The following is a 19,920-nucleotide window of genomic DNA, read 5'->3' on the forward strand; positions in this document are numbered from 1 at the left end:
TGATGCTGCGAATACTCGGTAAGGCTTCATCGATCAACGTGCGCAAAGTGTTGTGGACCTGTGCCGAGATGGGGCTGGCATTCGAACGCGAAGACTGGGGCTCGGGCTTTCAGTCGACCCACAGCGAGGCCTTCCTGGCGCTCAACCCCAACGCCATGGTGCCGGTGATCGAAGACGGCGATTTCGTCTTGTGGGAGTCCAACAGCATCCTGCGCTACCTGGTCAACCAGTATGGCGGCGAGCAGCTGTATCCGGCGGCGCCGCGATTGCGTGCGCGGGTCGACCAGTGGATGGACTGGCAGGCGACCGACCTCAACGGGGCCTGGAGCTATGCCTTCATGTCGCTGGTGCGCAAGTCACCTGCGCACCAGGATCCCGAGGCATTGGCAGCGGCGTGTCGCAACTGGGCGCGCAACATGACCATCCTTGAGCAGCAGTTGCAGCGTACCGGCGCCTACGTCAGTGGCGAGGCGTTTTCCCTGGCCGACATTCCCATCGGCCTGTCGGTCAACCGCTGGTTCCAGACCCCGCTGGAGCGTCCTGCGCTGCCAGCGGTGCAGGCCTATTACGAGCGCTTGAACGAACGCGAGGGCTATCGCCTGTATGGGCGTAACGGCACGCCTTGAGGGTGTCAGTGGTCCAGTGCGGTGAGAATCGCATGGGCCACTTTGACCCGCTCGGCATTCGGGTAGTTCTTGTTCGCCAGCAGCACGATACCGATGTGTTTCGACGGTACGAACAGCACGTAGGCGCCAAAGCCGTTGGTTGAGCCGGTCTTGTTCAGCAGCATGTCGTCCTGCAGCGGCCGGGCCGGTTTCAGCCAGGTTACCCGCTGCGGTTCAAGGGTCATTGCAGTGGAGTTCCCCGCCAGCAACTGATCCAGGCTGACCGGGTAGCGGTACTGCTCCCAGCCCAGGCCCTGGATCATTTCGCCTACGCGGTAATAGCCGGTCTGGGTTGTGGCGATGGCCCGTTGCAACGGCGCGCTGAGGCTTTGCGGCTGCAGGTTCGCCTCGACAAAACGCAGCAAGTCGGCGGACGTGGTTTTCAGCCCGTAGGCTTCTGCATCCAGCGGTCCCGGACCGACTCGCACGGCTTGATCGTCCTTGTCATAGCCCTGGGCGTAGTGGCCCATTTGTGTCGCAGGCACCTGAACATACGTGTGCAGCAGGCCCAGTTGCGGGAGCAGCTGCTTTTGCATCAATTCCACGAACGGGGTGTCCAGGCTTTTTGCTGCCAGGTAACCGAACAGGCCCAGGCTCGGGTTGGAGTACAGCCGGTGCGTGCCGGGGGCATAGTCGGCTTTCCAGTGGCGGTAGTAGTCGAGCAGCGAGGCCTGGTCCTTGACCTGTTCGGGGAACTGCAACGGCAAGCCGCCAGCGCTGTAGGTGCCGAGGTTGAGCAGGGTGATGCCATCGAAGGCGCTGCCCTTCAGCTCAGGCCAGTGCTTGCTGGCCGGATCGCTGAGTGACAGCTTGCCGTTGGCCTCGGCGTAGGCTGCGAGGGTGGCGGTGAAGGTTTTGCTTACCGAGCCGATCTCGAACAGCGTCTCGGCACTGACGGGCTGGCCGCTGTGTTTTGATGCTTCCCCGTAGTTAAAGTAATGCTGATTGCCGTTGACGCTGATGGCGACGGCCATGCCCGGGATGGCCTGTTGCTGCATCAACGGGTGGATTGCAGCGCTTACCGTCGACTCCAGTTGTGCTTCGGAAAGAGGGCTTGCGATACTCTGGCCGGCAGCGATACAAAGTGTTACAGCTAACAGAATCCCTGGCTTGAGCCTGGTTTTGTAATGCATCATCGGACACGGTTCCATGTGGGTTGATAGAGGGCAGCCCGGCTGCAGCAGGGACCGCCAATCTAGGCGCTTTGTGCTTGCACGACAAACAATGATATTTCGCAGCAGGTATTAGAAAAATTAAGGGGAGCAAGTGATTCGGCCGCATTTACCTCTCAATGCGTTACGTGCCTTTGAGGCCTCGGCGCGGCACTTGAGCTTTACCCGCGCAGCGATCGAGCTGTGCGTGACCCAGGCGGCCGTCAGCCATCAGGTCAAAAGTCTCGAAGCCCAGCTCAAGGTCACGCTGTTCAAGCGCCTGCCCCGTGGCCTGATGCTCACCAGCGAGGGCGAAACCCTGTTGCCGGTGTTATGCGAAAGTTTTGACCGCATCGCCCAGGTCCTGGACCGTTTCGAAGGGGGACACTACCGTGAGGTGCTGACGGTGGGGGCGGTGGGTACCTTCGCCGTTGGCTGGCTGTTGCCACGCCTTGCCGACTTTCAGGCGCGCTATCCCTACATCGACCTGCGCCTGTCCACCAACAATAATCGCGTGGATGTCGCCGCCGAAGGACTCGACTATGCCATCCGCTACGGCAGTGGGGCCTGGCACGGTATCGAGGCCATGCCGCTGTTCGATGCACCGTTGTCAGTGCTGTGTACGCCGCAGATCGCGGCGCAGTTGCGCTCGCCGGCAGACCTGCTGCAGCAGACGTTGCTGCGCTCCTACCGGGCCGAGGAATGGAATGAGTGGTTCCTGGCCGCAGGAATGCCCGGTACCAGCCGACCCACGCGCACGGTGGTCTTCGACTCTTCACTGGGCATGATGGAGGCGGCACAACAAGGTGTTGGCGTGGCCTTGGCACCGCCCTCGATGTTTGAACGGCTGTTGGCCAGTGGCGTAATCCAGCAGCCGTTCGCCGTGAGCATCAACACCGGCAGCTACTGGTTGACGCGCTTGCAGTCACGCGCCGAGAGCGTGGCGATGCTGGCGTTCAAAGCCTGGTTAGCCAGCACCGTGATGGCCGGGCAGAGTGCACGGCAACAGGACCCTGGCAGCGCTGGCGCAGGTCAGTAGCTGAGCGCTGATGGGCATTCCCGGATCAGTCAAGCGCCAGCTGGCGGGTGATGGCCGGGTCACTGATCTTGTCATCATCAATGAGCAGCAGGGCCTTGGACAGGATGATCGACAGCATGGCATCGCCCTCGAAGGGCAAGTACTGTGGCGTGGACTGAGTGCGCGCTTTGGCATCGGGGACGATGCACAGGTACTGATCGTTTGGCAGCATCAGAATGTTGCTTGAGCCCAGGTGAATCTTGTAGCTGCGCAGTTTGCCGGTGACTTCGAGGAAACGCCCGTGCAGGGCCCATTTGCCCTTGAGGCGGGTCATGCGCGGCAGCAGTTTTTCCAGAAGCTGCTTGCGGGTCTGGGCGGTGGCACCCAGTTCACCGAACGAATGCTGCTGCCAGTAATCACGCAAGCGAACATCAGGCCCGCTGTCGACCCATTGCGGATCGTTGGCCAGCGAAGCCACGCCGACAAACAGGTCGATGTCGCGCATGACCTCACTCAACACCAGTGGCGGCACCTGGTCCAGCGCCAGCGCGGTATCTTCGCCTTCGCGGGCGTAGAAGCGCACCTGGTCTGTGCCCAGGTGCAGGAAGGTGCCGGATTCATTGGTGTCGACGCCGAAGTTGTCGCCCATGCCATCGACCTGGAACTCGGCGCGCAGGCCATAGGCCGGCAGCTCGCGAGTGGCCGGCGGGTAGCTGTCGTCGACCAGCAGGCGCAGGGTGTTGCGCCAGCCGCGGCCAGTGGCTAGGGCATGGAACTGGTGCTGACGCAGAATGTGCGCGGCGAAGCGGTTGGAGTAGGTCGCAGTGCGGCGCTCGGCTTCGGTCAGCAGGTAGACCTCCCGGTGCGCCTGCTTGAACGGTTGGGTGATCTGCAGGGCTTCGATGCGCTCGCGCCAGGCGAGGACCTCTTCCAGCGTTCGCTCGATGGGGTGCCACAGACGCACTTCAGCCGCGCTGGAAAAACTGACGTTGCGGCCGTCGAGGGTCTGTAGGCCACCGTCGGCGAACAACACCGCAAGGCACTGGCCGTCTTCGCGGATCTCCCAGATCAGCCGCCGGGCCAGGGTGCCGACCAGCGGGTGATCGAGGTAGCGCTGCTGCCATTGTTCGAGCGGCCAGTGCTTTTCCAGCAGGAACAGGGTGTCCAGGCGCACTGCCTGGGCGGTGAGCATGAGCGCGATGTCTTTGGCCGCGGCTTGCAGTTCCTTGAGGGCTTCAGGGCATTCGGCCTTGACCTTGGCCGGCACCGATTTCTGTGGCGTACCATCGGCATGAAACCAGTTCAGGCTCACCGTCTTGCCGTCGACGCGCAGCTCGGCCAGGTAAGCACCGTCGGCCAGCTGTTCGCGGCGCAGGCCAACCTGTTCCAGGCCGTAGCTGGGTACGCTGAGCTCTTCGATCTGGTCACGGGGCAGGGCGAGCGTTTCGGCGGCGCTGGTGAAGGCTTTTTCCAGCTCTTTCTGGGCGCTGTTGAGCCTGACCCGGGCCTTGAGCAAGGCCAGCTGGCCAACGGCCTCGGTCGTCGCAATCGACGCCAAGGCATACACCGCGGTGTTGCCGACCTTGGGCGCCCGGGCACCGATGCCGCGGACTTTGCGGTAGGCGCTCAAGGCCACCCGCGCGAGTGCCCGGGTCAGCTCGCTGTCGGCCAGCATCGGTGTCATCCACAGCAGACCACGCAGTATCGTGGCGTTGCTTTCGCTCATGCGCGCGCGATCATCGATCTCGTTCCAGCGGTCGCACAGCAGCGCCCCGGTGCGTCCGCTATCGATGTGGGCGAACCAGCGCAACAGGGCAGCGCGCAGCGGCGCTTCACCGACGTCCGTCACCAGCGCGCGGGCGTGTTTGAGCCACTTTGCCGAAGGCCGCGCTGCGGTGGCGGTGCTGGCCTGACGGAGCAACGCCAGCCAGGGCTCGCTGCGATCGGCAGGCAACGCTTGCAGTTCATTGACGGCCAGCTGCGTCCAGTGTTCGCAGGGCACCAGTAATTGCCAGACGCCGTTGCCCAGCAGTGGGTCGAGCTTTGCCTGTAGATGTTCGGCGATGTTGCCGTACCTGACCGCGTTGCCGTAATGGTCGCTATCGGTGCATTGGCTGCGCAGCAGCCTGAGCAGCTGGCGTAGCGCGTCGGGCATTGGCAGGTGCTGCCTGGCAACGGCCCAGTTGACTACCGTGAGCATCGGCACGACGTGGTCATAGGCAAAACGGTAGCCGGTAATCCATTGCAATACCGGCACGGCCACCTGCTCGAGCACCTCGTCGGTTTGCATCAACAGGCTGACCAGCGCCGGCATGATCCCCTTGTCGAAACTATGGGTGAACTCATAGTTGAGCGCAGCGCTGCTCAGGCCGCCATCGTAGGCCACGATCCGTTCGATCAGTGCCAGCACCAGACGCACGCGTTGTTGCGGCTGCGCCAGGCTCTGCACGGCGGGCAGTGCTCCCAGCGCCTGGTAGATCGCTTCGGGACGGCCGTCAATGCTCTGCAGCTGCGGCAGCAGTGTGCTGATCAACTGGTGTTCGTGGCGCAGCTCGCTGCTGGCCAGCAACGGATAGCCATCCGGCGCGAGGTGCTCGACGGCGCCGAGGTCGGTTTGCGGGAAATCGTGGACAAAAGCCCGGAGTTGTTCGAGTGCCATGGCTCAGCCGCCTACCAAAGGAGTGAGTTTGATGAAGCTGGCCACGCTGTCATGGCGGATGATCAGGATATCGTCGAGGTGCTCGGCCTGGTGTTCATCGAGGAGGATGACGAAGCCGTTGCGTTCAAAGGCCTGACAGGCGATGTCAACCTGTTTGCGCCAGTCCACCGGTGGCTGTTCAGTGGCCTGACGCGCACTGTTGAGGCTGGCCTCCAGTGCAGTGGGAACCACCAGACGCTGTCGGGTATGCAGCAGGACCTCCTGGTGAACCCGTTCGCGGATCAGCTGGCGCACGGTGATGGTGGCGTTGGGGAAGTGCAGGGCGAAAGCTTCAAAGACTTCCCCCGAAACGGTTTCGTCGCGCACGGTGAGCGTTGCCATGGAAACTCCTTTTTCTGGCATGAGGCTTGGCAGGCGGGCAAAAGGGTAGCAGGTTGGGCAAGCAGATCGAAGGTTCTGTGTTTACAACACGCTGCTCTGCCGTGTTCGGAAGAATGCCCCCGGCGGCGCGCCGAACTGTTTGCCGAACGCGGCGATGAACGCCGACAGCGAATCATAGCCGCAGGCCAGGGCGACATCGGTGACCCGTTCACCACGCTCCAGCGCCGGCAGTGCGTTCAACAGGCGCATGCGCTGGCGCCAGAGCCTGAAGCTCAAACCGGTTTCGCGCTGGAACAGCCGGCTCAGGGTCTTTTCCGACACCGCCGCCTGTGCCGCCCATTCACCCAGGCTGGTTGCCGCGTCAGGTTGCGCCTGCAGGTGGCTGCACAATGCACGCAGGCGTTGGTCCTGGGGCAGCGGCAACATCAACTGCTGTTCGCCCGCCATTGTCAGCTGATCGAGCAGCACCTGTACCAGACGCCCATCGGCACCCTGCGGATCGTAGTGCACCGGTAGCTCGCTGAAGGTACGGATCAACTCGCGCAATAACGGGTTGATAGCGATCACCCGGCATTGGCTGGCCGACCACCCGGCGGGCGCGTGCTCCAGGTAGAGACTGCGCAGGCAGGTGTCGCCCTGGCAGCTGACCCGGTGCTGGACCTGCGCCGGGACCCACACGGCGCGTTGCGGTGGCACCAGGTAGAAACCCCGGTCGGTATGCACTTGCAGCACGCCGCCAATGGCGTAGGACAACTGCCCCCAAGGGTGCGCATGGCGGTAGCCGAGGACGATGTTGGGCAACGCCTGGACGTGACCGTAGACCGGGCGTGGCAGCCGGGTCAGGTGTTCGAGGCGCTGCGGTTCGGGCAGGCTGGGTTGTCCGTTTGGCGACACTGCAGGGGTTCTGGCGTTAGTGAAGTAGGTGCAAAGACCTTATCGTCTGGCGCGCCACAATAACAAGTCAGGATCGACCATGAAGTACCTGCGGATGCTGTTCGACAATTTCACCCTGGCCCTGCTCGGGGTGATTCTGCTGGCCACCTTGCTGCCCTGCGAAGGCGATGGGGCGGTGCTGTTCGGTTGGCTGACCAACCTGGCCATCGGCCTGCTGTTCTTCCTGCACGGGGCCAAGCTGTCGCGTGAAGCGGTGGCGGCCGGTGCTGGACACTGGCGCCTGCACCTGCTGGTGTTCGCCTGCACCTTCGTGATGTTTCCGCTGCTGGGCATGGCGCTCAAGCCGTTGCTGCTGCCACTGGTGGGCGATGAACTGTACCTGGGCGTGCTCTATCTGTGCGCGTTGCCGGCGACGGTGCAATCGGCGATCGCCTTCACCTCGCTGGCCCGCGGCAACGTCCCGGCGGCGATCTGCAGCGCAGCGGCGTCGAGCTTGCTGGGCATCGCCCTGACGCCGTTGCTGGTGGTGCTGCTGATGGGCGTGGAGGGCGACAGCGGTTCGGGCCTGGAGGCGGTGCTGAAGATTGTCCTGCAGTTGCTGGTGCCCTTTGTTGCCGGGCAACTGGCGCGGCGCTGGATCGGCCCGTGGGTGGCACGCAATACGCGCTGGCTGAAGAGCGTCGATCAGGGTTCGATCCTGCTGGTGGTCTACACCGCCTTCAGTGATGCGGTGGTCAGCGGCCTGTGGCATGCGGTGGCGCCGTTGCGCTTGGCCGGGCTGGTGTTGGTCTGTTGCCTGTTGCTGGCCGTGGTGCTGTGGTGCACCAGTGCATTGGGGCGGTGGCTGGGCTTTAACCTGGAAGACCGCATCACCATCCTCTTCGCCGGCTCGAAAAAGAGCATGGCCACCGGCGTGCCGATGGCCCAGGTGCTGTTCGTCGGTGGCGGCATCGGCGCGATGATCCTGCCGTTGATGATCTTCCATCAGATCCAGCTGATGGTGTGTGCGGTGCTGGCGCAGCGGTACGCGGCCCGTGCCTGAGTCGGTAATTCGCGGGGCAAGCCCGCTCCCACAGGGTGAATGAAAACCTGTAGGAGCGGGCTTGTCCCGCGATAATAATGTTATGTTATACCGTTATTTCTGCCATGAGCCCCCCATGCCCTTCAACCACTCCCGCCTGCAATCGATCGACGCCCTGCGTGGCCTGGTGATGCTGTTCATGCTTCTTGACCATGTACGCGAAACCTTCTTTCTGCACCGCCAGGTCAGTGATCCGATGGATGCCCTGAGCGTTGCCCCCGAGCTGTTTTTCACCCGCCTGCTCAGCGCCCTGTGCGCGCCGGTGTTCATCTTTCTGACCGGGCTGTCTGCCTGGCTTTACAGCCAGAAGCACAGCCGCCGGGACACCTCGTTGTTCCTGCTCAAGCGCGGGCTGTTCCTGGTGCTGCTGGAGCTGACCCTGGTCAACCTGGCCTGGAACGCTACCTTGTTGCCGCAGACGCTGTGGCTGCAGGTGATCTGGTGCATCGGCATCTGCATGATCGTGCTGGCTGGCGCGCTGTATCTGCCGCGTGGGGTGTTGCTGGGCCTTGGTGCCTTGATTGTGGCCGGGCACAACCTGCTTGATTCACTGGTACTGAACCATGAGTCACCCTGGTTTGTACCTTGGGCGATCCTGCACCAGCGTGAATTCATCGACCTGGGCGGCGTCACCCGGGCCCGCACCACTTACCCGGTGCTGCCATGGATCGGCGTCATCCTGCTGGGCTGGGTCGCCGGACCCTGGTTTGCCCAAGGCATGGCCCCGGCACGGCGGCTGAGGCTGTTGCTGAGCGGGGGAATCGCGCTACTGGTGGCGTTCGTCGCCATCCGTTACCTGAATGTCTACGGCGAACAGCCATGGCTCGCCACCGGTGATGCCCTGCGCACCAGCATGAGCTTTCTCAGTGCGCGCAAGTATCCGCCATCGCTGATGTTCCTGCTGCCCACCCTGGGCATGTGCCTGGTGCTGCTGGCGCTGCTGGAGCGCTATCAAGCCCGACTCTGGGTGCCGTTACTGGCACTGTTCGGCGCTGCGCCGATGTTCTTCTACTTGCTGCACCTGTACGTGCTCAAGGCCCTGTACCTGATGTCGGTAGCGCTGTGGGGGCGGAACCAGGGCGATTACTTCGGTTTCGATCAGCTCGCCAGTGTCTGGCTGTGCAGCCTGCTGTTGGCGATGGTCCTGTATTACCCGACGCGCTGGTTCGCGGCGCTGAAACAGCGGCGTCGGGATGTGACCTGGCTGAAGTACTTCTGAACCCTGTTTACTTGTGGCAGCACTGGGACTTGTCGGCATCCGCGCCCTCATAGCGGTCGTGATGGCGCACCCAGTCCATGGTGCCTTCTTCATTGCGCCCTTTGGGCATCAGGTCGAGGAAGTTGTACGCGCCGACGAGGATGTCCAGGCCTCGGGCATAGCTTGAGTAGGTGTGGAAGATCGTGCCGTCGGCATCGCGATAGAACACGCTCAAACCGGGCAGTTCGGTTTCGCTACCCGCGTAGGGTTCGTAGTTGTACTGGCTGCTGCCGTCGTCGCTGACGCTGACGCCGAACTCCCGGTTGAAGGGGCTGCCGTGGGACGAAACCCAGGGAAACTTCCAGCCCATGCGTTGCCTGAACGCCTGGAACCGGGCGAAGGGCGCCCGCGACACCGCCACCAGCGAGACATCGTGGTGGGCCAGGTGCAAGTTGGCGCCATCGAAGTGGTCGGCCAGGAACGAGCAGCCGCTGCAGCCTTCGCTCCAGCCCTCGTCGAACATGAAGTGGTAGACCAGCAACTGACTGCGGCCGGCGAACAGGTCGGCGAGGCTCAGGTGCCCGTGCGGGCCTTCGAAGCTGTAGTGCTGCTCGATCCGTACCCAGGGCAGGGCGCGACGGGCCCTGCTGAGTTCGTCACGCTGATGGGTCAGGGCCTTTTCATGCAGCAGCAACTGTCGGCGGGCACTGAGCCATTCACTGCGGGAAACCACTTGCGGGTTGCGGTAGTTGTCCATGGTTACGCTCCTGCGGGGGAATGTATTCATGGTCGTATGGGCGAGGGCGGATTCGACAGGCTTGGCGCAACCGGTGTGCCTGACTGATGAGCGGTAACCCTGGCGGTACGCGCTAATCGTTTCAGCTGGCGATTTGCCATTTTCTCCGCCGCTTCAGCGTTGTCGCTGACGGCAGATAGGCCTACTATCCATGTGCTTATGAAAAATAAGCCTAAGCTTATAACAAAAGAATGGAGTCCGTGATGATCCCACTGGATCGAATCCTGATGAGTAGCCTGCTGCTGTTTTCAGTCACCGCCGTCAACGCCGCAGACGGTCAGAAAATCTTCAGCCAGGGTGGGCAGAACCCTGCCGCAATGGCCTGTCTGGGCTGTCATGGTGTCGACGGCAAGGGCATGGCCGCAGCCGGTTTCCCGCGCCTTGCCGGGTTGCCGGCGGCTTACCTGAGCAAGCAACTGCATGATTTTCGCAGTGGCAGTCGCAAGAACCCGATCATGGAGCCGCTGGCCAAAGCCCTCAGCGATGAGGAAATCCAGGCCGTGACCAGCACCCTGGCAGCCATGCCAAGCGAGCCGGTGGCAGACACCCGCAGGCAACAGATGGCCGCTGACAGCACACAGAAGCTGGCCCTGTACGGTGACTGGAGTCGCCAGATCCCGGGCTGCGTGCAATGCCATGGCCCCGGCGGTGTCGGGGTGGGCGAGCATTTTCCGCCGTTGGCCCATCAGCCTGCCGCCTACCTTGTGGCACAACTCAATGCCTGGCGCGATGGCAGTCGCAGCAACGACCCTAACCAGCTGATGGTTGGCGTCGCCAAGGCCATGAACGATGAGGAAATCAAGGCGGTGGCCGATTACTTTGCCGGTGCCGCCAGCCAGGAGGTCAAGCCATGAAGCCCCTTATGTTCGCAGCCCTGGCCTTGGCCCTGGGGAGCGCCCACGCCGCACCGATTGCCATGGAAGACCAGTCGCAGCTCAAGGTGCCAGCGGCAGGCAGCGCCTCCGGTTTTGTGCCACCGGCGGAAAGCGAATTGCCGGACAACGCCTTCGGCAAGATGGTCCGCGAAGGCCATGCGCTGTTCGTCGACACCAAGCGCCTGATGCCGGACAAGGTCGGTAATGGCCTCAATTGCAGTAACTGTCACCTGGATCAGGGGCGTTTGGGCAATTCGGCGCCGCTGTGGGGTGCGTATCCCATGTACCCGGCGTATCGCAAGAAAAACGACAAGGTCAACACCTTCGCCGAACGTATCCAGGGCTGCTTCCAGTTCAGCATGAACGGTACGCCACCGGCCGCGGACAGCCCGCAAATGACGGCGCTATCGGTGTATGCCTACTGGTTGGCGAGCAAGGCGCCGATTGGTGTGGAAACCCCGGGGCGTGGCTATCCCGAGGTGGCGCAGCCGGCGCAGGGGTATGACTTCAAGCGTGGCGAGCAGGTGTATCAGCAGCAGTGTGCGATCTGTCACGGTGCCGAAGGGCAGGGCCAGAAAGTCGCGCAGGACTACGTGATGCCGCCACTCTGGGGCAAGGATTCGTACAACTGGGGGGCGGGCATGCACCGGATCAACACTGCGGCGTCTTTTATCAAATACAACATGCCGCTGGGCAAGCCTGGAAGTCTGAGCGATCAGCAGGCCTGGGATGTCGCCGCCTTCATCAACCGTCATGAACGGCCGCAGGACCCGCGGCTGGTGGAGGGTTCGATCGAGAAGACGCGGGTCAAATACCACGCCAATGATGGCGTCAACCTGTATGGGCAGAAGGTTGATGGAGTGCTGATCGGTAAAGGCGTCCTGTAGAGGATCTGCGCGGTGGAGCGGTCCGCAACGTCGCGGAGCTCCACCGCCATGACGATCAATCGCCCGCTTGCGCCTGCAATACCAGTTGCCCGTCAACGTCCCTGGCCAGGCCGCTGGCCAGCAGCAACGGCACCAGGCGCTTGTGCAACTGCGGCTCGACGAAGGCGCGCAAGGTATCGAGGTCAAGATTGCCCAGCGCCGGCAGTTCGGCCTTGGTGTACGACAGCCAGGCTTTTTTCAGCACCATCAGCACGTCGCTGCCCGCAGTGGTGGCAAAGCGCCGATGCAGTTTTTGCCCGGCCAGCTCGAAGCTGTGGGCGTGCTCGTAGCCCGACTCATCGCCGGCAGCGGCCAGGCAGCGGCTGCAACGGCAGGGACCGTCGCCGAAGGCCTTTTCCAGGTAAGTGTTGAAATCCACCACGGGCTTGAGGCCCAGGCGCTTGTCGACTTCGAACAGGTCCGAGGTCAGGTGTTGTTCAGCGGTCAATGTATTTTCCCTGAATAGTCTTGGCGGGGGCGCACAATACCAGTGTTTGGCGCTGCCGGATGTCGATGCGAACGGGATTTTTCCGTGACACTCCATTACCCTAGGCGCCCGCGTGCGTCAGCAGACGCCGATCTATCCGTCGTTGGAGTTCAAGCATGTACAACTACACAGCCACCGTGACCGTCAGCGACGATCTGCATGATGACGTCGAAGCGGTGGAAAACGTCGCGATCCGGGTCGGTCTTGAGGCGGTGACTGAAACCCTGAAAAAAGTGCATTTTGTCGGCACCCTGGCAGCACCCGAAAAGGCCACGCACATCTGCGTGACCCTGGACAACGGCCTGAGCTACTACGGGCCGATCGTCAATGGCCACGCTGAACTGGAAGGTGGCTGGATCGCTTTCGAATGCGACATGCTCACCCCACAGGAACTGGGCCTGTAACAGGCTCTCAGGCCAGCAGCGCAGACCACAGCAACCCCGCCAGGTACAAGGCCACGCCGAACACCGTATGGGCCAGCAGGCTGCGCGCGCGAGCGGCGCTGGGGTTTGGCGTTTTCGAGGCGAAAAACCCTGAGCCCATGCCCGGCTGCATGATCAGCAACGGCGCCAGCACCGTGGCCACGCCCAGTGCCAGGGCGGGCAACAGGGTCGGCTGGCGCACCCACTCCAGGCCGTTGAGCGCCAGCAGCAGGCCAGCAAAGACGATGCCGATCACATAGTGCGCCGACCACCCCAGCACCCGTTCCCCCGGTAAGGCCTGGGCCTTGGCGATACTGGCGTGCACAAAACGCCCGCGTGGCATATGCCCGAGCCAGCGGCCGACCAGCGCCCAGTTCGGCCCCGGCATGCCCAGCACGCGCTGCTGTAGCAGCGTCCACAGGTCGGCCAGGGCGGTGGCCGTCAGGCCAATCAGTACTGCAAGCACCAGTCCTTCGAGCATGAGCGTCTCCTGGTTGAACGTTCAACTTGCTGCATGATTAGCCAATGCCTGGGTATCGGCAAGTGGAGCGCCCGCACGCAACTTGCGTACGGCCGTTGCTGGCTTGGCATGCTTGGGGCCTCTGCGAGCTGCGCTGTTCATGGGCTTTTGCGTTTCACGGCGGTACTATCGGCAACGCTTTCCCTCCAAAACAGACAACCAGGAAGCTTATGAGCAATTCTCTGTTATCCGTTCAGGAACTGGCTGCGCCCGAGGGCGTCTGCTATGGCTGCGGCTGTTCCCACCCAAGCGGTCTGCACCTGAAAAGCCATTGGGATGCAGACGGTATTCACCTGATCTGCCGGCATTCGCCCGACAGCACTTTTCTCGGCTGGCCCGGCCTGGTGTATGGCGGCCTGCTGGCCATGCTGGTCGATTGCCACTCCAACTGGGCTGCCATGGCTTACCACTACCGTGCCGAAGGCCGCGAGCCGGGTAGCCTGCCACGTATCGACTGCGTCACCGGCCAACTCAACCTGAGCTACCTCAAGCCCACGCCCATGGGCGTCGAGCTGCTGCTCAAGGCCCGGGTCGAAGGCGAGGTAGGGCGCAAGAGCCGGGTGATCTGCGAAGTCTGGGCCGACGATGTGCTGACCGTGAGCGCCGACTCGGTGTTCGTCCGGGTCGATACCGAGAAGCTCAAGCACAAGGCCCACGGTCAGGCCTGAGACAGCGTCGGCGCACCTCAGCGCAGGGTGCCGACCATTTGCCCCAGTACGTCCAGCACGGCGTTGGCCAGCGCCTTGGAGCGTTGGCCGTCCCAGCCGGTTTGCGCATTCGGCGCATCGTCGTGGTCCTTGAACGGCATCTCCAGGGTCAGCGACAGGCAATCATGAGCCTGGCCAACGCTATTGGCGCCCAGGGTCAGGTTGGCCTGGCCCGGGGCCGAACGCGGGTAGCCGTGGACCTGCTGGAAATCGACGGTGCGCTTGCACAGGCTGTCGCGGAAGGTTTTTTCCAGTGCTTCGATACGCGGCGTGAAGCCGGGATTGCCTTCGCAGCCGGCGGTGAACACATGCGGGATTTCTTCATCGCCATGCACGTCGAGGAACATGTCGACGCCGTGCTGCTTCATCTGCACCTGGGCGAACAGCACTTCCGGGCTCTTGTCGATGCTTGCGTTCTGCCAGGCGCGGTTGAGATCCTGGCCGGCGGCATTGGTGCGCAGGTGGCCGCGTATCGCTCCATCAGGGTTCATGTTGGGGATCAGGTACAGGTCGGCTTGCTGTAGTAGGGCCTGCAGGGTCGGATCATTGTTTTGCAGACGTTCAATCACGCCTTCCATGAACCACTCGGCCATGTGTTCGCCCGGGTGCTGCTGGGCAATGATCCAGATCTTGCGTTTGCCGCTGGCACCGTCGCCTGCGCGCAGCAGTTGAATGTCACGCCCTTCGACGCTACGACCGGTAGCCAGCAGTTCGACGCCAGGCAGGCTGGTCGCGCGTTCGATCAGTTGATTGTGGCGGGCGCGGGGATAGGGTTCGAAATAGGCGAACCAGGCTTGCGCGTGCTCGGCGTTGAGCTCGAAGCTCAGGGCTTTGCCATCAAACTGGGTAGGCACCCGGAACCAGCTCTGCTGATCATAGGACGCTACCGCCTGATAACCCGTCCAGGCTTCGTTGTAGGAAGACTGCCCGGCGTTCTCCAGGATAAAGGTGTGCGCCTGGCCTGGCGTCAGGCCACTGGCTTTGAAATGGAACCACTGGAAGTGATCGCTGTTGGTGTCAGGACGAATCGCCAGGCGCACACGGCGCGGGTCACTGGCATCGTTGATCAGGATATTGCCGGAATCGAAATCACAGTCGATGTACAGAGGGGGCAGCGTCACAGTCATCACCAAGCTCCAGTAGCGTTGTTGTGATGCCCACTCTACACGCCTGGATCAGGACCAGAAACCAATCGCTGCCAATGCCGCCAAGGCAAGGCCGATGGCCACCGAGCAGCCGCCGATCGACAGCGCTGCGCGCGGTTGACGATACCAGGCGTCATGGCCCAGTTGCCGCGCCGGGGCCAGCAGGGTGCGCCAGCGCAGTTCGGTGGCGTGGAAGGCTTCGCGGTGTTCGGGGGCGGCGTCCAGCCAGCGGCGAAAATCAATGCGTTCACTGGCGGTGACCTGCGGGCTTTGCAGGCGCACGTACCACTGGCCGGCCATGCTCGCCAGCACGTCACGCTGCGGGCGTACGCTCTGCAGGGCCTGGTTCATGTGGCGCTCCACCGTCAGTGCAGGCAGGTCCAGGCGCTCGGCGATGGCGGCAAAACTCAGCTGGTCGAGGCGGCTGAGCAGAAAGACCTGCTGGACGCGACGCGGCAACTTCTTCAATTGCTGCAGCAGGGTATCGTCAGTCAGGTCCTGGGAATGGGGGTGATGCTCAAGGGGCAGCAACAGACGGGTCATGTACAAGCTCCTTGCTGAATAAGGGGGAGGGGGCGTCCTCCGTGACGCGATAACAGCTTAGTCGTAACGAGATTGATTCTCAAGTGCTAATTCCGCAAAGCGCTGTTACACGCTTCACCACGCGACATTCATTTGCTATCATCGCGGCCATTCAAGCAACACCCGCCTTCATTAGCCTGAAGAGCCAAAAAAAAGACCCGGCAAAAAGCCGGGTCAAAAACCGTGATTAGCCTGATGAGGAGATAATCTGAGAGTCCGACCTAAGGGCTTTCAGGTTATCCAACCAGTCTCGCGACCAGTTGCGAGCAATAATAATCGTTATCATTTGCAAGTCAAATGAATTTTCTATCATTCCGTAAAAATCTTTTACCGAATGTGCTCCCTCGTTCAATGAACGGCTCTAGCGCCGTTATCGCAGCGACTCCCCACGTATCCTTCCTACGCTCGTTCAAGACCTCTGTTGCGTGATCGACAGATGTTCGATCACAGTCCTGGCCGTATTGACCATGTGCGCCACCGCCAACACCTGATCCCGCTGTGTGCCCTGCAGGCCATTGGCCGACTCGTGTGCCGTGGCTGCTGCCCAGCGCAGTAGCTCGGTCGCATGCTCGGCGGTCCGGGTTTGATCGAGGCCCTCGCGCGGCACCAGCCAGCTGGTTTGTGCCGACTCGGCGGGTGGGCTCGGGTTCAGGTAGAAATCCAGTGCACGCCGGGCGGCATCGCTGTTGCTCAGGGACTCGTTGTCCAGGGTGAGATCCTTTTCAGAAAGTGTCTGTTTCATGCGGCAGCCTGCCTTGTGAATGAACAATGATCGGACACGGCAAAGATTAATACGTTTTGTAGTTGCTACTAATCTTTAAATACTACAATTTGTGTATTGAGCGCCATGGGGCAGTCCGTATCGTGCCAGCGATGGATAATTGGACTGATCTGGTTAAAGCCAGGATGCGTGACATAAACCTCACGCAGGAAAAACTCGCCGAGCGCCTCGGCTACACGCAGGGCGCCGTGGGCCATTGGCTGTGCGAGAGACGCCAGCCGAAACTGCAGATGATCAACCAGATTCTGGTGGAGGTGGGGTTCCCGCCGCTGCAGATGGTGTATCCCCACCAGTTGCGGGAAAACAGCGGTGTTTATGACGCAAACGCGTTCCCGCTGGCCGTGACCGGTGCCGACGGTCAACGGCACGAATTGTATTTTCGCTACCCGATTCTGAGTTGGGACGATGTGGACCTGACCGAGGTGCCGGAAGGCGCTGAGCGCCAGGCGAGCGACTATGCGGCGCAAGGGCGCGGGTACTGGTTACGTGTCGAAGGTGATGCGATGACCGCGCCGATGGGCTTGAGCGTGCCGCAAGGCATGTTGATCCTGGTCGACAGCGGTGTTGCCGCCGAACCCGGCAAACTGTTGATCGCCCGCTCAGCGGACAGCACGGCGACGGTGTTTCGCCAGTTGATCGAGGAGGGTGGTCAGCGCTATCTGAAGCCGCTCAACCCGACCTATCCCAAGGCGCTGTTTACCGAGCAGACGCAAGTGCTGGGTGTGGTGGTGCAGGCACTGATTAAGTTCTGAAGGTAGAAACAACTACGGTGGGGGCGGGCTTGCCCCGCGATGCGATCTGGCTGACAGACCGTAATCGCGGGGCAAGCCCGCTCCCACCGGCAGTATCACAGCAAAGCCATCAGGCCTCTTCCAGCTCCACCAGCACAGCCCCTTCACTGACCATCTCGCCTTCCTGGCAAAACAGCGCTTTGACTGTCCCGGCCTGGGACGCACGGATGCTGTGTTCCATTTTCATCGCTTCCAGCACCACCAACTGAGTACCGGCCTCTACCGCCTGGCCGACCTCCACCAGCACCCGCACGATACTGCCGTTCATGGGCGCGCTGAGGCCGCCCTGGTGGCTGTGGCTGGCATCGGCCTCGGCAATCGGATCGAAGGGCGTCACTGCGTGCAGTTCGCCGTCCCACTGCAGGTACAGGGTGTCGCCACGACGGATCGCCAGGTGCTGGCGGCGCACACCGTTGTCGTCGATGAGCAACTGCTCGCCTGCAAGCTTCAGGGCCGGTGCCGCGGCGTGGGTGAGGCTCAACGCCTGGCTCTGGCCATTGCTGTTCAGGTGCAGGCTGATCTGCGCCGGTACCCCGGCACGGAAACCGCTGTTGGCCGCCCACGGCGAATGGCGATCGTCCTGGCGCGGTGCCAGTGGCTGACTCTGGATGTAGGCTTCGCCCGCCGCTTGCCAGAACAGCGCCGGCAAGGGCTGCGGTGCCGGCAGCAGTTGTTCCTGATAGCGCGGGATGAAGCCGGTATCCAGTTCGGCGCTGGCAAACGCCGGGTGGGCCAGAATACGCCGCAGGAAGGCGATGTTGGTCTTCAGGCCGCCAATGGCAAACTCGTCGAGCATCGCCAGCAAGCGCAGGCGCGCCTGTTCGCGGGTCTGGCCCCAGGCAATCAGCTTGCCCAGCATCGGGTCGTAGAACGGCGAAATGCTGTCGCCCTCGCTGACGCCACTGTCGACCCGACGGCCTTCGCCGGGTGCCGACTCGCGGTACAGCGCCAGGTGTCCGGTGGCCGGCAGGAAGTCGTTGGCCGGGTCTTCGGCATACAGCCGCACTTCGATGGCATGGCCGTTCAGCGGCACCTGATCCTGGGTGATCGGCAACGGCTCGCCGCACGCCACACGGATCTGCCAGGCGACCAGGTCGAGACCGGTGATGGCCTCGGTGACCGGGTGCTCGACCTGCAGGCGGGTGTTCATCTCCATGAAGAAGAACTCGCCACGGGCATCGAGCAGAAACTCGACGGTGCCCGCACCGACATAGCCAATGGCCTGCGCGGCCTTGACCGCAGCCTCGCCCATGGCCTGGCGCTGGGCGTTGCTCAAGCCCGGGGCCGGGGCTTCTTCGACGACTTTCTGGTGGCGGCGCTGGATCGAGCAGTCGCGCTCGTTGAGGTACAGGCAGTTGCCGTGCTGGTCGGCAAACACCTGGATCTCGACGTGACGTGGCTTGAGTACGTATTTCTCCACCAGCATGCGCGCGTCGCCGAACGAGGACTGCGCTTCACGCTGGGCCGAGGCCAGGGCTTCGCCGAGCTGGCTTTCGCTCTCGACGACTTTCATGCCCTTGCCGCCACCGCCAGCGGTGGCTTTGAGCAGCACCGGATAGCCGATTTTCTCGGCAGCGGCGCGGAAGGTTTCCAGGTCCTGGGCTTCGCCGTGGTAGCCCGGCACCAGCGGCACACCGGCTTGTTCCATCAGGGCCTTGGCCGCCGACTTGCTGCCCATGGCGTCGATGGCGCTGGCCGGTGGGCCGAGGAAGATCAACCCGGCCTGTTCGATGGCGCGGGCAAAGCCGGCGTTCTCGGACAGAAAGCCGTAGCCCGGGTGAATCGCCTGGGCGCCGCTGGCTTTGGCAGCGGCCAGCAGTTTGTCGATGTCCAGGTAGCTTTCAGCAGCTTTGGCGCCGCCCAGGTCAACGCGGATATCGGCTTCGCGGCTGTGCCGGGCATCGCGGTCGATGGCGCTGTGCACGGCGACGGTGGTCAGGCCCAGGGCCTTGGCGGTGCGCATCACCCGGCAGGCGATTTCGCCACGGTTGGCAACCAGCAGGGTGGTCAACGGCGTACGGGTCATGGGCGCGGTTCCTTGTTCGACGATTCGGCCTGCCAGGCCGGGCTGCGTTTTTCCAGGAAGGCGCGCAAGCCTTCCTGCCCCTCGGGGCTGACCCGGATACGGGCGATGGCGTTCTCGCAGTAGCGGCGCAGGGCCGGGGTCAGTTGACCATGGCCGACTTCACGCAGCAGCTCTTTGCTGGCGCGCATGGCTTGCGGGCTGTTGAGCAGCAGGTTGTCGATCCATTGTTCGACCGCCTGTTCAAGCTCGGCAGCAGGATAGGCTTCGGCCAGCAGGCCCAGCTCGCGGGCGCGTTCACCGCTGAAGCGCTCGGCGGTCAGGGCATAACGGCGCGCGGCACGTTCACCCATGGCCTGCACCACGAACGGGCTGATCACCGCAGGCGCCAGGCCGATGCGTACTTCCGACAGGCACAGTTGCGCGTCAACGGCGCCGATGGCCATGTCGCAGCAACTGATCAGGCCCAGCGCACCGCCGAAGGCAGCACCCTGGACCACGGCCAGGGTCGGCACCTTGAGCTTGGCCAGGTTGTACATCAGTTCGGCCAGCTCGCGGGCATCGTCGAGGTTGGTGCTGTAGTCCAGCGCCGCCGACTGCTGCATCCAGGCCAGGTCGGCACCGGCACTGAAGTGCCGGCCACGGCCGCGCAGCAGGACGAAGCGCAGGCTGGCGTCGGCGCCGAGCTGGTCGATGGCCAGGATCAGCTCGCGGATCATCTGCGCGTTGAAGGCGTTGTTCTTGTCTTCCCGGCTTAGCCACAGGGTGGCGAAACCACGGGGGTCCTTGATCAGTTCAAGGGTAGTGAAGTCGCTCAT

General features: G+C 62.7%; 21 protein-coding genes. 9 read left to right on the forward strand and 12 right to left on the reverse strand.

The window, feature by feature from the left end; genetic code table 11:
* The first annotated feature begins 2 nt into the window (after positions 1 to 2).
* Positions 3 to 626 carry a glutathione S-transferase family protein gene (locus ACVI9W_RS22675; RefSeq protein WP_461531283.1) on the forward strand — a complete coding sequence of 208 codons (624 nt, stop codon included), beginning with the start codon at positions 3 to 5 and terminating at the stop codon, positions 624 to 626.
* Positions 627 to 631: 5 nt separating this feature from the next.
* Here the strand turns inward: ACVI9W_RS22675 and ampC are convergent, their stop codons facing one another.
* On the reverse strand, positions 632 to 1,798 hold the full coding sequence (gene ampC / locus ACVI9W_RS22680; RefSeq protein WP_461531860.1) for a class C beta-lactamase: 1,167 nt from the start codon (positions 1,796 to 1,798) through the stop codon (positions 632 to 634).
* 133 nt (positions 1,799 to 1,931) lie between these two features.
* Here ampC and ACVI9W_RS22685 point away from each other — a divergent pair, with 133 nt between their 5' ends.
* Positions 1,932 to 2,855 carry a LysR family transcriptional regulator gene (locus tag ACVI9W_RS22685; RefSeq protein ID WP_461531284.1) on the forward strand — a complete coding sequence of 308 codons (924 nt, stop codon included), beginning with the start codon at positions 1,932 to 1,934 and terminating at the stop codon, positions 2,853 to 2,855.
* A 25-nt stretch (positions 2,856 to 2,880) separates the two neighbouring features.
* On the opposite strand, the gene ACVI9W_RS22690 is transcribed toward ACVI9W_RS22685, so the two are convergent.
* From ACVI9W_RS22690 to ACVI9W_RS22700, 3 genes are all read right to left on the reverse strand, one after another.
* A complete protein-coding gene (locus ACVI9W_RS22690; protein ID WP_461531285.1) occupies positions 2,881 to 5,493 on the reverse strand; it encodes a DUF4132 domain-containing protein in 2,613 nt (870 codons plus the stop codon).
* Positions 5,494 to 5,496: 3 nt separating this feature from the next.
* Positions 5,497 to 5,874 (reverse strand): hypothetical protein, encoded by a 378-nt coding sequence (locus ACVI9W_RS22695; RefSeq protein WP_461531286.1) that lies wholly within the window; start codon positions 5,872 to 5,874, stop codon positions 5,497 to 5,499.
* A gap of 81 nt (positions 5,875 to 5,955) precedes the next feature.
* Positions 5,956 to 6,768, reverse strand: a complete 813-nt coding sequence (locus tag ACVI9W_RS22700; RefSeq protein ID WP_461531287.1) for an AraC family transcriptional regulator — start codon at positions 6,766 to 6,768, stop codon at positions 5,956 to 5,958.
* A 79-nt stretch (positions 6,769 to 6,847) separates the two neighbouring features.
* On the opposite strand from ACVI9W_RS22700, the gene ACVI9W_RS22705 reads away from it, so the two are divergent.
* Both ACVI9W_RS22705 and ACVI9W_RS22710 read left to right on the forward strand, forming a co-directional pair.
* Entirely contained in the window at positions 6,848 to 7,810 is a 963-nt protein-coding gene (locus ACVI9W_RS22705; protein WP_461531288.1) for a bile acid:sodium symporter family protein, read from the forward strand.
* A 115-nt stretch (positions 7,811 to 7,925) separates the two neighbouring features.
* Positions 7,926 to 9,068: a DUF1624 domain-containing protein gene (locus ACVI9W_RS22710; protein WP_461531289.1), complete on the forward strand. Its 1,143-nt coding sequence runs from the start codon at positions 7,926 to 7,928 to the stop codon at positions 9,066 to 9,068.
* Positions 9,069 to 9,075: 7 nt separating this feature from the next.
* Here ACVI9W_RS22710 and ACVI9W_RS22715 read toward each other — a convergent pair whose 3' ends face one another.
* Complete coding sequence (locus ACVI9W_RS22715) at positions 9,076 to 9,804, reverse strand: DUF899 domain-containing protein (protein ID WP_461531290.1); 729 nt, start codon at positions 9,802 to 9,804, stop codon at positions 9,076 to 9,078.
* Between the two features lie 242 nt (positions 9,805 to 10,046).
* Between ACVI9W_RS22715 and ACVI9W_RS22720 the strand changes: the two genes are divergently transcribed.
* Together ACVI9W_RS22720 and ACVI9W_RS22725 are read left to right on the forward strand one after the other, a co-directional pair.
* Positions 10,047 to 10,697, forward strand: coding sequence for a c-type cytochrome (locus ACVI9W_RS22720; protein WP_157192162.1), 651 nt, complete (start codon positions 10,047 to 10,049; stop codon positions 10,695 to 10,697).
* Complete coding sequence (locus ACVI9W_RS22725) at positions 10,694 to 11,605, forward strand: c-type cytochrome (RefSeq protein ID WP_461531291.1); 912 nt, start codon at positions 10,694 to 10,696, stop codon at positions 11,603 to 11,605. Before ACVI9W_RS22720 ends, ACVI9W_RS22725 begins: the two co-directional genes overlap by 4 nt.
* Before the next feature lie 55 nt (positions 11,606 to 11,660).
* Here ACVI9W_RS22725 and ACVI9W_RS22730 read toward each other — a convergent pair whose 3' ends face one another.
* A complete protein-coding gene (locus ACVI9W_RS22730; protein WP_038609905.1) occupies positions 11,661 to 12,092 on the reverse strand; it encodes a hypothetical protein in 432 nt (143 codons plus the stop codon).
* Positions 12,093 to 12,247: 155 nt separating this feature from the next.
* On the opposite strand from ACVI9W_RS22730, the gene ACVI9W_RS22735 reads away from it, so the two are divergent.
* Positions 12,248 to 12,535, forward strand: coding sequence for a hypothetical protein (locus tag ACVI9W_RS22735; RefSeq protein WP_461531292.1), 288 nt, complete (start codon positions 12,248 to 12,250; stop codon positions 12,533 to 12,535).
* A 7-nt stretch (positions 12,536 to 12,542) separates the two neighbouring features.
* Here ACVI9W_RS22735 and ACVI9W_RS22740 read toward each other — a convergent pair whose 3' ends face one another.
* Positions 12,543 to 13,034, reverse strand: coding sequence for a DUF2938 domain-containing protein (locus tag ACVI9W_RS22740; RefSeq protein ID WP_461531293.1), 492 nt, complete (start codon positions 13,032 to 13,034; stop codon positions 12,543 to 12,545).
* Between the two features lie 209 nt (positions 13,035 to 13,243).
* On the opposite strand from ACVI9W_RS22740, the gene ACVI9W_RS22745 reads away from it, so the two are divergent.
* Positions 13,244 to 13,741 (forward strand): PaaI family thioesterase, encoded by a 498-nt coding sequence (locus ACVI9W_RS22745; protein WP_342625122.1) that lies wholly within the window; start codon positions 13,244 to 13,246, stop codon positions 13,739 to 13,741.
* Between the two features lie 17 nt (positions 13,742 to 13,758).
* Here ACVI9W_RS22745 and ACVI9W_RS22750 read toward each other — a convergent pair whose 3' ends face one another.
* From ACVI9W_RS22750 to ACVI9W_RS22760, 3 genes are all read right to left on the reverse strand, one after another.
* The gene (locus ACVI9W_RS22750; RefSeq protein ID WP_461531294.1) at positions 13,759 to 14,907 is read right to left on the reverse strand and encodes a M14 family metallopeptidase; all 1,149 of its coding nucleotides are present in this window, start codon (positions 14,905 to 14,907) and stop codon (positions 13,759 to 13,761) included.
* Between the two features lie 48 nt (positions 14,908 to 14,955).
* A complete protein-coding gene (locus ACVI9W_RS22755) occupies positions 14,956 to 15,468 on the reverse strand; it encodes a DUF4880 domain-containing protein (RefSeq protein WP_038609918.1) in 513 nt (170 codons plus the stop codon).
* Between the two features lie 448 nt (positions 15,469 to 15,916).
* Entirely contained in the window at positions 15,917 to 16,249 is a 333-nt protein-coding gene (locus ACVI9W_RS22760; RefSeq protein WP_461531295.1) for a DUF6124 family protein, read from the reverse strand.
* 164 nt (positions 16,250 to 16,413) lie between these two features.
* On the opposite strand from ACVI9W_RS22760, the gene ACVI9W_RS22765 reads away from it, so the two are divergent.
* Positions 16,414 to 17,040 (forward strand): LexA family protein, encoded by a 627-nt coding sequence (locus ACVI9W_RS22765; protein ID WP_461531296.1) that lies wholly within the window; start codon positions 16,414 to 16,416, stop codon positions 17,038 to 17,040.
* A 109-nt stretch (positions 17,041 to 17,149) separates the two neighbouring features.
* On the opposite strand, the gene ACVI9W_RS22770 is transcribed toward ACVI9W_RS22765, so the two are convergent.
* Both ACVI9W_RS22770 and ACVI9W_RS22775 read right to left on the reverse strand, forming a co-directional pair.
* The gene (locus ACVI9W_RS22770; RefSeq protein WP_461531297.1) at positions 17,150 to 19,105 is read right to left on the reverse strand and encodes an acetyl/propionyl/methylcrotonyl-CoA carboxylase subunit alpha; all 1,956 of its coding nucleotides are present in this window, start codon (positions 19,103 to 19,105) and stop codon (positions 17,150 to 17,152) included.
* The gene (locus ACVI9W_RS22775; RefSeq protein WP_157192169.1) at positions 19,102 to 19,920 is read right to left on the reverse strand and encodes a gamma-carboxygeranoyl-CoA hydratase; all 819 of its coding nucleotides are present in this window, start codon (positions 19,918 to 19,920) and stop codon (positions 19,102 to 19,104) included. The genes ACVI9W_RS22770 and ACVI9W_RS22775 overlap by 4 nt, the downstream gene beginning before the upstream one ends.

Source organism: Pseudomonas sp. 210_17 TE3656 (assembly GCF_054821965.1).